The organism is Maledivibacter sp., assembly GCA_025210375.1.
In the GTDB taxonomy this organism is placed as follows: domain Bacteria; phylum Bacillota; class Clostridia; order Peptostreptococcales; family Caminicellaceae; genus JAOASB01.
In genome coordinates, this window is record JAOASB010000029.1 from 120,285 (window position 1) to 134,796 (window position 14,512).

Consider the following 14,512-nt stretch of genomic DNA (forward strand, 5'->3'; position numbering starts at 1 on the left):
GGCTAAGTTGCATATACGAATATCATCCTTGATTTAATTACTTAAGATATAAGCATATTTGATGGTATAGCTTTTAGGATTTTGAAACTACCTGTGGTAGATAGTTTTTGCAGAAGGTAATTATGCAATTTGCTCAATAGTTAATTGTGCGAATCCCATAATTACTTTATATAAATACCATTTAATATATATACCCTATTATTTAGCAGAGGTGGTGTTTTGTATTAACAGTATTGGAAACAAAATAAGATTTCTGAGAAAAGAACAGAATATGACACAGGAAGAGCTTGCCGGTGATAATTTCACCAAAAGCTATATCAGCCTTATTGAAAGGGGAAAAATAAACCCTTCTATGAAGGCATTAAATTATATCTCAAAAAAGCTGAATAAACCGGTTTCCCTTCTACTTGATACTGAAGGTAGTATAGTGGATTCCAATAATCTGTATAAAATCTCTCATATTATTGAAAAAGGCAAGAAACTAGTAAATAACTCAGAGCTTGATTTAGCATTTATAGAGTTCAATCGTTTATTTGAAAATCTTGATAATCTTACAAACTTCCATAAGGGTTTAATTTACTATTATTTAGGCTATATTTACTTTAAAAAAGAAACCAACAATGAATGCTTTGATTTTATTAGTAAATCTATTGATTTCTTCAAAAAAGCTTTAAAAAACTTTGAAGACAATGATCCAAAGGATAACTTTGATATATATATTAAATTAGCGGAAAGTGAATACATACTTAACAATAAAAATAAATCCCTAAAATATTTCTTAAAAGCTAAGGATTTTGAAGAAGAATATAGAATTAATCTCGACGATTATTTCTATGTTATGCGTAATATAACTATCCTCTATACTCAAAAAGGAAATTATTCCATTGCCATCGATTATCTTAGGAAAATAATAGACTTATCAAAAAAAGAAAACATTATTAATGAACACGTCCTAGGGTCATATATCACTTTATCTACCTGTTATTTTTCCTTAGAACAATATGATGATTCCTTAGAAATGTTAAAAAAAGTACTTCCCATATATGAAAACTTACTTGACGATCCCAGACTTCACTCCCGTATATATTTTAGGATGGCAAAAATATATGTAGAAAAAAATGAATATGATCTTGCATTGAATAATATCAGTAACTCGGTAGAAATAGCAGAAAAAATAAAGGAAAATAGTATTAAAGTCGTTACCCTCCTATCTAATAGTCTTTTAAAAGCTAAAATACATTTTTACATAAATGAATATGATATAGCATTTAATGAAACGAATTCTATTATGAAGGAAATCGAATCCATAAATCGTACTGATAATGAATATATCTCCTTAAAAGCAGATGTTAATACTTTAATCGGTGAGATTTATCTTAAGAAAAAGAATTATGAAGAATCAGTAAGCTATTTTGATAAAGCCATAGGGCTTTATTTAAAGATTAAGGTTGGTTTTAAGCTACCTGTTATTTACAAGCTCCTTGGCAAGGCATACTTGGGACTAAATAATACTGATCTGGCTCAAGAATATTATGATAAAGCCTTTGAATTGCTTGCAAAAAATAGGATTTAATAAAGGGGTGGTCTTTGGGCCAACCCCTTTATTTTATTTACTTTATATATTGACTTAAGGGTTCTTGGTAGAAGCAGCAGGGAAAAAATTCGGATTTTTAGGAAGCCTGAATGTAACAAAGGTTACATTTCTACACTGGATAGGTTTTTTCTTCATCATTTACCAAATCCTTATCTATGCTGTACTTTTGAGCTTCACGATATTTAAAATACTCCATGGCTACCTGTGGAAATAGCCCATAGGACAATACATCCTCCTCTTGTTCCATATATTCCTTTATTTCTTCCTTCATAGCCGCCAGTTGGGGCTTAATTAAATCTCCGGGTCTACATGTGATAGTCTCTTCATCCCCAATAATTTTTCTAACAATTTCTTCTTTCAATTTAATTGTGGGCTTTCCATACATCCCCTTTACATATGCTTTTACTTCCTTAGGTACTATTTTATACCTTTCTCCGGTTATTACATTGAATACAGCTTGAGTTCCAATAATCTGGCTTGTTGGTGTAACTAAAGGGGGATAACCTAGATCTTCCCTTACTCTTGGAACCTCTTTAAGAACCTCATCAAACCTATCAAGGGCATTCTGCATTTGTAATTGATTAACTAGATTGGATAGCATTCCTCCGGGCACCTGATAAATTAATGTATTTATATTTACACCTAGGACTTTAGGATTTAACAAACCACTAGCCATATACTTTTCTCTTATAGGGCCAAAATACTCGGCTACTATATTTAGTTTATTCATATCGAGTTCCGTATCAAATTCTGTTCCCCTAAGTGTTGCCACTATTGGTTCCGTAGGGGGCTGAGAGGTCCCTAAGGCAAAGGGGGAAATAGCTGTATCGATTATATCTGCCCCGGCTTCTATTCCCTTTAAATATGTCATACTTGCTAGGCCACTTGTGGCATGGGAATGAAGCTCTAGTGGTATACTAATAGCATTTTTTATGGCAGCTACAAGTTCAAAAGTAAAATATGGCGTAAGAAGTCCCGACATATCCTTGATACAAATAGAATCTGCTCCTAGGTTCTCCATTTCTACAGCCAAATCAACGTAGGTCTTTATAGTATGTACTGGACTTATTGTATAGGCTATTGCCCCTTGAGCATGGCATCCTTCCTTCTTAGCAGTTTTCAATGCAACTCTGAGATTTCTTGTATCATTAAGGGCATCAAAAATCCTTATGATATCAATACCATTATAAACCGCCTTCTTTACAAATTCTATCACTACATCATCGGCATAATGCTTATATCCGAGAATATTTTGACCCCTTAGGAGCATTTGGAGCTTAGTTTTTTTCACAAATTTTCTTATGGCTTTTAATCTCATCCAAGGGTCTTCATTTAGAAATCTTAAGCATGTATCGAATGTAGCTCCTCCCCACATTTCTAAAGCATTATACCCTACTTCATCTAGCCTTTCCAAAATAGGTAATATTTCTTCAATTCTAAGTCTTGTGGCTATTAAGGATTGGTGGGCATCCCTTAAAACAGTCTCAGTTATTTTAACCGCTGACATTGTTATCCTCCTTATGTACAAAGTAACTAAGTCACTTTGTTGTTTTAAATTCTAAGTCTTTAAGTGTCTCTATTAAATGAATAAATAGCATAATTACTTTGTATAAAAATCATCTATTATATATGGGTTTCAAAAGCTTCAAATCTATGGCATATATTATGTAACTTAGGCAAATCAGAGTTATGCAATTTCCTCAATTATATTTATACCTTGATATAAGTATTCATATTTGAGAATTAAACAAACCCAAAGTATATATTAAAATTCTTTGAATTAAATAGGTTATTTATACAAAAAGAACTCTGCTTTATTTTACAGAGTCCTTCTACTAACTATTTTGAACTTATTTATGCTAAACCTTTTCGTATTTTGTTTTTTAGGAGTAAGAATATAAGAATCGTCAGCCCTAGTATCCAAGCCACATAAATTCCTAGTTGATGCCAGGTTATGGTTTTTAGAAGTATTCCCTTCAATCCTACAAATGACCAATAGGTAGGTGCCCAATATAATAAGAATTGTTTACCCTCTGGTAATAGTATTGCTCCCATAATTGATATGCCAACAACTATAAACAGCATCTTCATATTGGCTATACCTGCAATTTGATTTGGACTGGTTAAACCTATTAGGAAACCAATTACAATCCCAATAAGTGAACTTACTAGGGTCATAATAATCATCATGCCTAGATTAATATTGAGCATATTTAGTATCCATAATATAAGAAAAACATCGATTACCGGTACTACTATACCAATTATACTTTTTCCCAATATAAATTCAAATCTATTCATGGGGGATACATTAAGGGCCCTGATTGTTCCCGATTCCTTTTCCTCTATAATATTAAGTCCTATCAATATACCTCCTATGGTAATTGCCATTATTATTATAGATATCCCACCTATCCAAGCTACAGGAGCCATTAGTACACCTATATCACTGACAAAATAGTTTACTTCAATCACATTGTCCCCAACTATGCTTCTAATTATCTTTTTAGGAATTTCCTTAGTATCATGGGATTCATTACCCTCTAAAATCACTATAAATTTGCCTTCATCATTCTTAGTAATTCCAGCTATATCGTCGATTTTATTAACCCTATTTTCTATTTCTTTCAATGAAGAATACATCTCTACTTTTCCATATTTTTCAAATTCTTCTATTACTTTATTCCCTACCCTATCGTCTACAGCAAATTGCAGTGAAGCGGAAGTGGCACTTGGTATAAATAACCGTAACCCTATGGCCAATAATATAGGGGCAATAATCATATATACAATCAAAAAATCCCTTATACTACTGGAAGCATCTCTTTTAAAAATAGAAACTATTCTCTTCAATATCTACACCTCCCTAATTTCGTGTCAAATTACGTGTATAGGCAAATATCGCGATGACATAACTTATTATAGAAAGCATAATAAAAGTAATTGCTGTAGAATATATTAGATCCATATTACCAGTTGGAAATACAGCCTCACGTAATGCAAATTGCAATGAATAGGTAGGTAATATTTTAATATATAATGGGGCAAAGCTTGGAATAAAATAAGAAATAAATGGTAGTGAGAAAATTATGCTAATAAATATAATCCATATTATTGACTGTGAAATATTTTCAAAGAAGCTAGCAATTATTAATCCCAGTGCCGAAGCAAAAATACTTGCCGCAGTTACAATAATGAACAGACTTAAATAATCTGCACTTAGTCCAACAACTAAAAAAGTACTGAGAATCGTAGATATCCACCCCAAAATGATCATCAAGGTCATTTTCGAAGCAAGATATTCGGGTATTTTCCCCGGTGAAACTCTATAGGCCCTAATAGTACCTTCATCTTTTTCCATGAATATGAAGGCCGCAATCAGTACAAGTCCAAGGAGGGATGGTTCCATTGTTAAAAATATAGGGAGTACATTTTTGTTTAGGGGTATCTTCCCATGCTCCACTTGATTTTTAAGAAATACGGTATCTATATCCATATCTTCCCTGACTCTTTTATCTATATCATCCTTCATAGATAAAATCAAAGTATTAATAACCTCTTTATTCTCGTATCCCTGTATAACAAATTCTACACTTGGCCTATTATTAATTTCTTTTATAATCATTCCTAAGCTGTTAAAATTCCTTTTCATACCTTGAATCATTTCTTCTTTTGTATTTGCTCTATGGATATTACTATGCTTTGCCTCGGATTCTTTAATTACCTCATCTAAAATGGCTTCATACTCTCCATCATACTCAAAATAATAGTAAACCATAGGCTTTATTTCTGCATTCTCTGGAATAACGAAATTGATTATACCTACAAAAATTAAAGCAACGGCAATAACTGCTAAGAAAAAATGATTTCTAAAACCCGTTATTATATCCTTTTTTAATAGGCCAAAATATCTTCTTAACATCTACTCAAGCCCCCTGCCTGTGACCTTAATAAATATTTCTTCGAGGGTTGCTTCTTGGGAATGCATAGTTTCAATCTTTCCACTATTTATTATATTATTTAACTTCAATTTATCATTAGGATCTATCATAGAAAGACTTTCCTTTTTAAGCCTTCCATCTTCCCTATACTCTATCTTTACTAACTTTTCTCCATACCTTAATTTTAAATTTCTTGGAGAATCTATAAGCTCTATCTTGCCTTCATTGATTAGGGCAATTCTGTCACATAGCTCCTCGGCGATATACATATTGTGGGTGGTTAAGAATATAGTAGTGCCTTCATGTTTTTTCTTTGTTATGATTTTTTTTATATGACTGGCTGTATTGGGGTCTAGTCCAGATGTGGGTTCATCCAAGAACCATATCTTAGGATTATTTAACATTGATCTGGCAAAAACAAGTCTCTGAAGCATACCCTTTGAATAGCCGGAGGCTTTCTTATAAGCAGCATCTTCAAGCCCTACCATTCTTAATAGCTCAATTGGCTCTTCGGTTTTTACACTAAACATTTTTCTATAAAACTCTAGATTTTCAAGACCGCTTAATTTTTTATATACATTTGGATGTTCAAAGGATACACCTAGTAAGTTAAATAATTCCTCCTTTGGCTTCCTTATATTATATCCATGAATACTTGCTTCCCCATTTTGAAGTGGTAAGAGTCCTATAAGTATTTGTTGAGTTGTTGACTTCCCCGCTCCACTAGGGCCTAAAAAGCCAAATATCTCACCTTTTTCTATTTGGAAGCTAATATCCTCAACGGCATAATCCCCATCATTACTATAGGAATGGTAAAGATTTCTTACTTCTATCACTCTACTCCCTCCTTCTATTAATCTAATATCCTATTCAGTATTTGAATGCTATTAGTACTATTATGCACTCTAAATCTTTAATTATATATCAGTGGAGTTGTTTAAATAATTGGTTGATTCCATGCATTCTTATTTCACACTTTATTCTTTATGTCATATTTTAGAGTATCCAGCTTTCATGGAACTCCATGGATTTTAATGATCCTAAAGTTCTTCTTCAATGTACTTAAAAGGCACAGGTTTAGTAAACTAACCCTGTGCCTTAGGCTTTGTAAAAGCCTGTCATTTTTTAGACTTATTTTCTTTTAACTTTTGCTTTTCTATTTTTTTCCCTAGAAGGTTTTTTATCCATGCTTTTTTTCTTTTTATTCCCCTTTGATTTAGTCCCCTTCGCAGGTTCAATATTTATCTGATTACCCTTAATAGTATTTTTACTCATTATGGAAAGAACTTCATCCGCATATTCCTCAGGAATTTCTACAAAGGTATAATTTTCAAAGATATCTATACCCCCTATATTTTTACCAGAAATACTAGTTTCTCCAGCTATTGCCCCAACTACATCCTGTGGTCTTATTTTTTTATCCTTACCAATGTTTATAAACATTCTAACCATGCCTTCTTCGGCACCAGTTCTTTTATTGCCACGGTTGCTTCTGTCGGAACCCTTTCTATTGTATTTCTTTTCCGGTCTAGTATCTATTTCCTTTGCATCCTTCATTTCCAGTTCCATTTTAAGAAGAGCTGCTGCAATTTCAATAGAAGAAAAATCATTTTCTATTAAGTCTTCTAATACTTTTATGTATTTTTCAAGCTTACCTTCATTAATTTTCTTCTTAATTTTTTCTAAGAAAATACTTGTTTTTATGGTTTCTATATCACTAATAGTAGGTATAGGATGCTTCTTGATTTTCTTTTTTGTATATTTCATAACGTTTCTTAACAAATAAAAGTCTCTTCCAGTTACAAAAGTAAATGCACTTCCAGTTCTTCCTGCACGTCCTGTTCTTCCTATTCGGTGAACATAGTATTCCTCGTGGGTAGGCATGTCGAAATTGAATACGGATTCCACATCGTCAATATCCAATCCTCTAGCGGCAACATCAGTAGCAACTAAAACTTCAATATCGCCTCGTTTAAATTTATTCATAACATTTATTCTTAGGGACTGCTTCATATCCCCATGAATTTTATCACTAGCATAACCCCTAGACTGTAGAAGGTCTGTAACCTCGTCAACTTTTCTTTTTGTATTACAGAATACTAAAGACAGCTTAGGGCTATACATATCTATAAGTCTAGTCAATGCTTCAAGCTTATCCTTTTCCTTAACCTCAAGGTATAGCTGATCAATATTTGGAGTAGTAAGTTCCTTATGAACTACCTTTACCACCTCAGGATTTTGTTGATATTTATGTATTATTTCCATTATTACCTTAGGCATTGTTGCCGAGAATAAAAGTGTTTGTCTATCCTCACCTATACTTTCCAGTATAGTTTCAATATCCTCTCTAAATCCCATATTAAGCATTTCATCGGCTTCATCTAGTATCATCATTTTAAGATTTTCTAATTTCAAAGTTCCCCTTCTCATATGGTCCATAACTCTACCTGGAGTACCAATCACAATCTGCGCTCCATTTCTAAGTCCCTTAATCTGTCTATCAATAGGCTGTCCACCAAACACCGGCAGAGTCCTAATACCCCTTTTGTACCTTGCTATTTTTGCTAACTCCTCTGCCACCTGAACAGCCAACTCCCTAGTAGGACAAAGTATTAGTGCTTGGGTTGCCTTTTTTTTAGCATCCACCATGTCTATAGCCGGTATTCCAAAGGCCGCTGTTTTTCCCGTTCCCGTTTGTGCTTGTCCAACCACATCTTTTCCTTCTAAAACCAATGGTATTGCCAATGTTTGTATGGGAGTAGCTTCTTCAAACCCCATATCCTTTACCGCTCTTTTAATTTCCTGCGAACAATTAAGTTCCTCAAATCTAATCTTATCCATATTAATCATTCCTTTTCTTAGTATTTTGCTTTTCTACTCATATGTGATTATTAATCTTCACATAGTTATAGTAATGCTACTTTAAAGATTAATAATTTTCACTAAAAAATGTAGAAGCATTCATTATTTCAGTAAAATTTATCTTAAGTTTTAGTGTAGCATGACTATACTAGAAATAAATGAAAAAGATAAGGAAATGCTTTTGAACAATTTCGTATAGAAAACTTGCTAAATACAATAAAAAAATCTTCCCTAAATCATGGGTGATTTATGGCAATAAAATTTTACGATTTTAAATTTTTTATTGAGTAAGGCTTAGTTCTCTCAAAATACATAGGAAATTATTCATCATAGGACCTTTATCTATAATTTCCACAATGTATTGGGCCAAAATCTAAATCCAAGTCTATCAATCAAAGATTTTGTTCAAATTTTTATATGTATAAATCGCATCTATCAATAAAAATACAAAAGATTTATTACGATTCTATACACATAATGCAAGAATTTATTGCATTTAATCTCATTTACGCTCTTTTTCATTTATTAAGCTCTTAATTTATATTGCTGCTTAAATAAAACAACTTTTTCTATTATACTATTTATTTTATACTTTTACTATTTTTTTTTATTAATCTTGATCATATTTATTTTTTCCCTTTGTAAAAATTTAATACTTTACAAACTATAATCATATGCTATAATGAATAATTGATAAGTGTTTTCTTGGTACCCACTTCAAAAAAAACAAGAGCAAAATGTTTTATTTTTGTCTCTTAAGTGGCTCCGGGAAACATAGAAATATGTTGAAGGGAGTTTTTTTAATGAAAAACATTTCAATTAACACTTTAGTAAAAACCGCAATTGTCGCTGCTATCTATGCGGCAATCACCATAGCTTTAGCTCCTATTAGCTATGGCGAGCTTCAGTTTCGTCTTTCAGAAGTACTGGTATTATTAGCTTTTATAGATCCACTTTATATACCTGGACTTGTACTTGGATGTATTTTGGCCAATCTGGGTAGCCCATTAGGTCCTATCGATGTTTTTGCTGGTTCCTTTGCTACTCTATTATCAGTTATAGCAATTTATCAAACTCGAAAAGCTTGTGGTAATAGTTTTAAAGCATTAATCCTAGCTGGCCTATGGCCTGTAATATTTAATGGACTAATAGTTGGCTGGATGCTAAATTATGTACTTAAACTGCCTTTCTGGGCATCTGCAGCATATGTAGCCCTAGGTGAATTTGTTGTAGTCAGCATTGTAGGTGTAGTAGTATTTAGAAATATTCTTACCAGAGAAAATTTCGTTAATATTCTTCGATTAAGTAAAGACATTAAATAGTAAATAAAAGCCTTAACACAAAAGCAATGATGTTAAGGCTTTTATTATATTATTCACTTAGGGCTTCTTTGTTCTCACCTAACAATTTTTTATAATAATTAGCCGTTTCACTATAATTATCCAATGCCTTCTTCCCCTGTGGATGAAGCCCATATATTCCCCTATCAACTTTTTCAAACCATCCATAGAAATTTTTAGAAAGAATACTTTGAGTTTTAGCACTTGTACCAAGTTCTCTTAGTTTTTTAGGTGAAAGCTCTCCATGCTTTTCCAAGCAGCAGGCTATATGTATTGCATTTTCTCTATAGGCAGTCATGACCTTTTCTCTAACTGTTCCTCCTACATTATAGCTACCGGAACGTCCATTAATTTCTCTAATAATACTTTCCTTCATCCTATTACTCTTTTTATATTTATAAGCGGATGGATGAAAGACTATCTCAACCTCTGTAGTAGTTTCTAGAAATGAAACCATGATAAGTCCAAGTTCTAGTCTCTTTAATAGATTGCATGTATCCCTCCAATGTTTATTTCTTTTAAAGCCCTTTGGTCTAGGTATGGCTACATACACTCCATTAGTTATCCTTTGCCGTTTTGTCGCTTGTATGAGAAGTTTTAAATTAATGCTCCTCTTAAGCTCAATTATTATTATTTCTTCTGCCTTAACCCCGACAATATCGCAGTCCTTAACTTCGCTTTGAACCTCATAACCTTGATTACTTAGATAGTTATTGATGGGATCATACAAATCCTTCTCTAGTATATTATTTAAAATTTTATTAGTCATTAGTCCTCCAAAACATACCTAATCCCAGATCATATTCTTTACTATGATTTTATTATAAACCAAATAATTTCTCAAGTTCTGTAAACTTCTTATCATGAACCCCTACGACCCTTAGGCTTTCCTAAAATTTCTGAATAGATAATTCCTGCAAGTACTTTGTCCGGTGTAAAAGAAAGAATCCCTTTCTTTTTAGAACTTACTTTATTTCTTTTTATTGATGTCATGCCTATTTTACCTTGAAGAATTTTATTTTCTTTCTTTTTTTCATTCATAGGATATCAGCTCCTATTCATCCTGCATATCTATATTATCTTCATTATTCATATTTGAAATGGCTTCCCTCATACTTGTATCTGCTACTACATTTTTCATATTATAATAGTCCATAACTCCTAATTTCCCTTCTCTTAGGGCTGTAGCCATAGCCTTTGGTACTTCCGCTTCGGCTTCTACAACCTTAGCCTTCATTTCTTGAACAGCTGCTACCATTTCCTGTTCCTTAGCTATAGCCATTGCCCTTCTAACCTCCGCCTTAGCTTGGGCTATTCGCTTATCAGCCTCAGCTTGATCGGTTTGAAGCTTGGCTCCAACATTTCTTCCCACATCTACATCTGCAATATCAATTGATAATATTTCAAAGGCAGTTCCTGAGTCTAACCCTTTCTCTAAGACATTTTTGGAAATAAGATCTGGATTTTCTAAGACTGCCTTGTGGGTCTCAACAGATCCAACTGTAGTTACAATACCTTCACCTACACGGGCAATTATGGTTTCTTCACCGGCACCACCCACAAGTCTATCGATATCTGCCCTTACAGTTACCCTAGCCTTAGCCTTCAACTCTATTCCATTTTTTGCAATTGCTACTACAATTGGGGTCTCAATAACCTTTGGCTTAACACTCATCTGAACAGCTTCAAAAACATTACGTCCTGCTAAATCTATAGCAGTAGCTTTTTCAAATTCCAAACTAATATTTGCCCTTTCCGCTGCAATTAAAGCATTAATAACACTATCTACGTTACCACCAGCCAAATAATGTGCCTCTAATTGATCACTTGATATATTTAATCCTGCCTTTCTTCCTTTTATAAGAGGTTTTATAATTCTATCTGGTTTTACTCTTCTGAGCTTCATTCCTATCAAAGTAAAAATACTAACCTTTACATTTGATGCTAATGCTGATATCCATAGCCCCAATGGCACAAAACTAAAGAACATAGCCAATAGTACTACAATAACTGCTATAATTATAATTGTTGGAAAAATAGCGGTCATAATTATTCCTCCCCAGGATTTATATTTTGTTTTTCCTTGACTTTGCGTACAACTATACGTCTACCCTCTACCTTTATAACTTCAACCTTTGTCCCCTTAGAAATGAATTCCCCTTCCGATACAACATCAAGCTTAACTCCATCAAAATCCACTGTACCAGCTGGTCTTAATATAGTCAATGAAATACCCTGTTTCTTCAAAAAATACTGCATGTCATTGGTGCTTATATATCCGTCTTCTTTTTTCATGGATGTCTCTAAAACCATGCTCTTTGGAAGCTTGCCTTTGCTAATAGAATGTAGAATAACTGTAAATATTATACCTAAAATAGCTAGAAGGATCATCATCAAAAGCAATGCTTCTAGTAATGTATCCGCCGTTACTATGATCCCTATTATAAAACATGTTATGCCTGCTATTCCCCATATACCAAACCCCGGGGCATACACCTCTATTAAGGTAAGAACTAATCCTAGCCCAAAGAAAATTGCCGACAAAAGACCTAAACCATCAACCAGCTCAGCAAATACCATATACTATTCCCCTCCTTTCACCATTAAATCCATTAATAACTATATAGTCTAAAGCCATAGTTTATTACAATTATTTGGGCATTACAATCGTATATCCTATAATATTTACTATAACCAATAATAGATATATAAGATTTATGGGATCTCGTATTCTGCCATGATTTCTTGTTGTTTTCCTGTCTTTAGCATATATTTTTTCTAGAAAAGATCCCGTAAAATGGGGTAAAGAATTTTTAGTACCTAAAGACATCATTGACAAATCACATTTAACATTAAAAATATTATAAAGAAGAAATGCCATGGCAATTAATCCCCAAATCATAAAAAACATTTCTAAGTCCTTTGGTTTATACTTAAAATAGAAGTAAGCTTCTATTCCAGCAAAAATAATCATTCCCAAAGACCTTTTGATTATTCTACCCATATAACCTCCTCCTAGTACATAATGAAAATTAATATTTAAATTTATTTTTTCTTCATAATCTCATTAACCCCATTTATGTCACATTATCCAGTGGGCAAATTGCATAATTACCTTCTATAAAAGTCATCTACTATATAGAGTTTTAAAATCCCCAAAGCTATACCACCAAATATGCTATATCTTAAATATTCAAATTAAGGATGATATCCCCATATGCAATTTCCTCTAGTATTTATATTTTCTACATATCATTAATAAATACCTTTGTTCCTATTAAATTTTTCATTTTATATACTAGGAATGCTATACTATTATATATAATTGAACTATAGGTTAGGAGGAGTAAAATGCTTGATTTGAGTTTAGCTTTGGAAAGAGTGAAAAAATGGGCTAGAGAGGTTGGAGATATTCAAAAAGAATATTTTAAAAGCAGTAATTTATTAATAAATACTAAATCAACGGGTATAGATTTAGTAACAGAAGTGGATGAGCTTTCGGAAAAACATATATTGAATTGTATAAAGGAAAACTATCCTCTCCATGGAGTCCTATCTGAAGAATCTGGTCAAGACCATGTAGATTCCGATTATTTGTGGATTGTCGATCCCCTTGACGGTACAACAAATTTCGCCCAAGGATTACCTATATTTGCCATATCAATAGCACTGAAATATAAAGAAGAAACTATGCTAGGGGTTGTATATGCTCCCCTGGTTGATCAGCTGTTTGAAGCTGTTAAGGGTAAAGGTGCATATCTAAATGGAGAGGATATCTTTGTGGGTAATAAAAAGGATTTAAGCAAATGTGTTTTAGGAACTGGCTTTCCCTATGATAGAGCTATACACAAAGATAATAATGCCAATTATTTTGCCCATTTTGTTCCTAAAGTAAGGGGGCTTCGAAGGATGGGAGCGGCAGCCTATGATTTAGCTAATGTAGCCGCAGGAAGCCTTGATGGTTTTTGGGAAATCAACCTAAGCCCCTGGGATATAGCAGCCGGTGAACTCATCATAAAAGAAGCGGGTGGAAAGATAGTCTATCTTAAGGATAAAAGAGGCATTTCCTTATTAGCTGGCAATGAAAATATTTGTCAAAAACTCATTAATGAAATAGAATATATTGATAATCTATTATAAATCAATTTTATGAATACTTCTATATGGTAAAAAGCCCCTTGATAAAAAAGATTATCAAGGGGCTTTATTTATTTAGCCAAAGCTATTTCTTCAGTTTTTGAACCATAGTACTCTTCTAGAAGCACAGGCACTCTATATCTCAAGGATTTTTTCATATCAAGTATTCTCTGATTTTCTGAACCCCTGAACTTAAGTAACAAATTCTTTTTTTCAAGTACAAAACGACCATCTATAAGAACATCTATTTGCTTCAAAAATTCAATCCATCCGTCCCTATACATTTTACCTCGTTTATTTAATAGTTCCTCAAAGGTATAACCTGTATAGCACCATATATCTAATCCCATCTTTTTGGCAGCACATGCTATTTCAAAACATTCTTCGGGCTGCTCAAAGGGATCTCCTCCAGAAAATGTAACTCCCCTATGGAGCTTCAATTCCTTAAGTTCTTTAATGATATCTTCAGTATCCATTAAAAATCCACCATTAAAATCATGGGTACCAGGATTATGACACCCCCTACAATTATGCCTACAGCCCTGAGTCCAGATTACAGCCCTAAGCCCTGGGCCGTCTACAATGCTATCCCTTGTGATCCCATGTGATAGCCTAATAAGCATAAAAACACATCTCCT

General features: G+C 33.1%; 14 protein-coding genes. 3 read left to right on the forward strand and 11 right to left on the reverse strand.

Going from position 1 to position 14,512, the window contains the following annotated elements; all coding sequences use genetic code 11:
* Positions 1–214 precede the first annotated feature (214 nt).
* A complete protein-coding gene (locus tag N4A68_10140) occupies positions 215–1,573 on the forward strand; it encodes a helix-turn-helix transcriptional regulator (protein ID MCT4564651.1) in 1,359 nt (452 codons plus the stop codon).
* Between the two features lie 130 nt (positions 1,574–1,703).
* On the opposite strand, the gene N4A68_10145 is transcribed toward N4A68_10140, so the two are convergent.
* The 5 genes from N4A68_10145 to N4A68_10165 form a co-directional block, all read right to left on the reverse strand.
* A complete protein-coding gene (locus N4A68_10145) occupies positions 1,704–3,101 on the reverse strand; it encodes an oxaloacetate decarboxylase subunit alpha (protein MCT4564652.1) in 1,398 nt (465 codons plus the stop codon).
* A gap of 347 nt (positions 3,102–3,448) precedes the next feature.
* Positions 3,449–4,447 (reverse strand): ABC transporter permease, encoded by a 999-nt coding sequence (locus tag N4A68_10150; GenBank protein MCT4564653.1) that lies wholly within the window; start codon positions 4,445–4,447, stop codon positions 3,449–3,451.
* Between the two features lie 13 nt (positions 4,448–4,460).
* A complete protein-coding gene (locus tag N4A68_10155) occupies positions 4,461–5,516 on the reverse strand; it encodes an ABC transporter permease (protein MCT4564654.1) in 1,056 nt (351 codons plus the stop codon).
* A complete protein-coding gene (locus N4A68_10160) occupies positions 5,517–6,371 on the reverse strand; it encodes an ABC transporter ATP-binding protein (GenBank protein MCT4564655.1) in 855 nt (284 codons plus the stop codon). It lies immediately after the preceding gene.
* 295 nt (positions 6,372–6,666) lie between these two features.
* On the reverse strand, positions 6,667–8,376 hold the full coding sequence (locus tag N4A68_10165) for a DEAD/DEAH box helicase (GenBank protein MCT4564656.1): 1,710 nt from the start codon (positions 8,374–8,376) through the stop codon (positions 6,667–6,669).
* Positions 8,377–9,200: 824 nt separating this feature from the next.
* On the opposite strand from N4A68_10165, the gene N4A68_10170 reads away from it, so the two are divergent.
* On the forward strand, positions 9,201–9,719 hold the full coding sequence (locus N4A68_10170; protein MCT4564657.1) for a QueT transporter family protein: 519 nt from the start codon (positions 9,201–9,203) through the stop codon (positions 9,717–9,719).
* 49 nt (positions 9,720–9,768) lie between these two features.
* Here the strand turns inward: N4A68_10170 and N4A68_10175 are convergent, their stop codons facing one another.
* The 5 genes from N4A68_10175 to N4A68_10195 form a co-directional block, all read right to left on the reverse strand.
* Positions 9,769–10,506 carry a DUF2161 family putative PD-(D/E)XK-type phosphodiesterase gene (locus N4A68_10175; protein ID MCT4564658.1) on the reverse strand — a complete coding sequence of 246 codons (738 nt, stop codon included), beginning with the start codon at positions 10,504–10,506 and terminating at the stop codon, positions 9,769–9,771.
* Between the two features lie 92 nt (positions 10,507–10,598).
* Positions 10,599–10,778, reverse strand: coding sequence for a hypothetical protein (locus N4A68_10180; protein MCT4564659.1), 180 nt, complete (start codon positions 10,776–10,778; stop codon positions 10,599–10,601).
* Between the two features lie 13 nt (positions 10,779–10,791).
* Positions 10,792–11,784, reverse strand: a complete 993-nt coding sequence (floA, locus tag N4A68_10185) for a flotillin-like protein FloA (protein ID MCT4564660.1) — start codon at positions 11,782–11,784, stop codon at positions 10,792–10,794.
* A gap of 2 nt (positions 11,785–11,786) precedes the next feature.
* Positions 11,787–12,317: a hypothetical protein gene (locus N4A68_10190; protein ID MCT4564661.1), complete on the reverse strand. Its 531-nt coding sequence runs from the start codon at positions 12,315–12,317 to the stop codon at positions 11,787–11,789.
* 70 nt (positions 12,318–12,387) lie between these two features.
* Positions 12,388–12,741, reverse strand: a complete 354-nt coding sequence (locus tag N4A68_10195) for a hypothetical protein (protein MCT4564662.1) — start codon at positions 12,739–12,741, stop codon at positions 12,388–12,390.
* Between the two features lie 347 nt (positions 12,742–13,088).
* Here N4A68_10195 and N4A68_10200 point away from each other — a divergent pair, with 347 nt between their 5' ends.
* The gene (locus N4A68_10200) at positions 13,089–13,877 is read left to right on the forward strand and encodes an inositol monophosphatase (GenBank protein MCT4564663.1); all 789 of its coding nucleotides are present in this window, start codon (positions 13,089–13,091) and stop codon (positions 13,875–13,877) included.
* A 68-nt stretch (positions 13,878–13,945) separates the two neighbouring features.
* Here N4A68_10200 and nrdG read toward each other — a convergent pair whose 3' ends face one another.
* A complete protein-coding gene (gene nrdG / locus N4A68_10205) occupies positions 13,946–14,497 on the reverse strand; it encodes an anaerobic ribonucleoside-triphosphate reductase activating protein (protein ID MCT4564664.1) in 552 nt (183 codons plus the stop codon).
* Positions 14,498–14,512: the final 15 nt, after the last annotated feature.

Excerpts from the sequence above, each read along its gene's own strand:
- N4A68_10145 (MCT4564652.1), bottom strand. The coding sequence starts at position 3,101 with ATGTCAGCGGTTAAAATAACTGAGACTGTTTTAAGGGATGCCCACCAA.
- N4A68_10155 (MCT4564654.1), bottom strand. The coding sequence starts at position 5,516 with ATGTTAAGAAGATATTTTGGCCTATTAAAAAAGGATATAATAACGGGT.
- N4A68_10165 (MCT4564656.1), bottom strand. The coding sequence starts at position 8,376 with ATGGATAAGATTAGATTTGAGGAACTTAATTGTTCGCAGGAAATTAAA.
- N4A68_10170 (MCT4564657.1), top strand. The coding sequence starts at position 9,201 with ATGAAAAACATTTCAATTAACACTTTAGTAAAAACCGCAATTGTCGCT.
- N4A68_10175 (MCT4564658.1), bottom strand. The coding sequence starts at position 10,506 with ATGACTAATAAAATTTTAAATAATATACTAGAGAAGGATTTGTATGAT.
- N4A68_10180 (MCT4564659.1), bottom strand. The coding sequence starts at position 10,778 with ATGAATGAAAAAAAGAAAGAAAATAAAATTCTTCAAGGTAAAATAGGC.
- floA (MCT4564660.1), bottom strand. The coding sequence starts at position 11,784 with ATGACCGCTATTTTTCCAACAATTATAATTATAGCAGTTATTGTAGTA.
- N4A68_10190 (MCT4564661.1), bottom strand. The coding sequence starts at position 12,317 with ATGGTATTTGCTGAGCTGGTTGATGGTTTAGGTCTTTTGTCGGCAATT.
- N4A68_10195 (MCT4564662.1), bottom strand. The coding sequence starts at position 12,741 with ATGGGTAGAATAATCAAAAGGTCTTTGGGAATGATTATTTTTGCTGGA.
- N4A68_10200 (MCT4564663.1), top strand. The coding sequence starts at position 13,089 with ATGCTTGATTTGAGTTTAGCTTTGGAAAGAGTGAAAAAATGGGCTAGA.
- nrdG (MCT4564664.1), bottom strand. The coding sequence starts at position 14,497 with ATGCTTATTAGGCTATCACATGGGATCACAAGGGATAGCATTGTAGAC.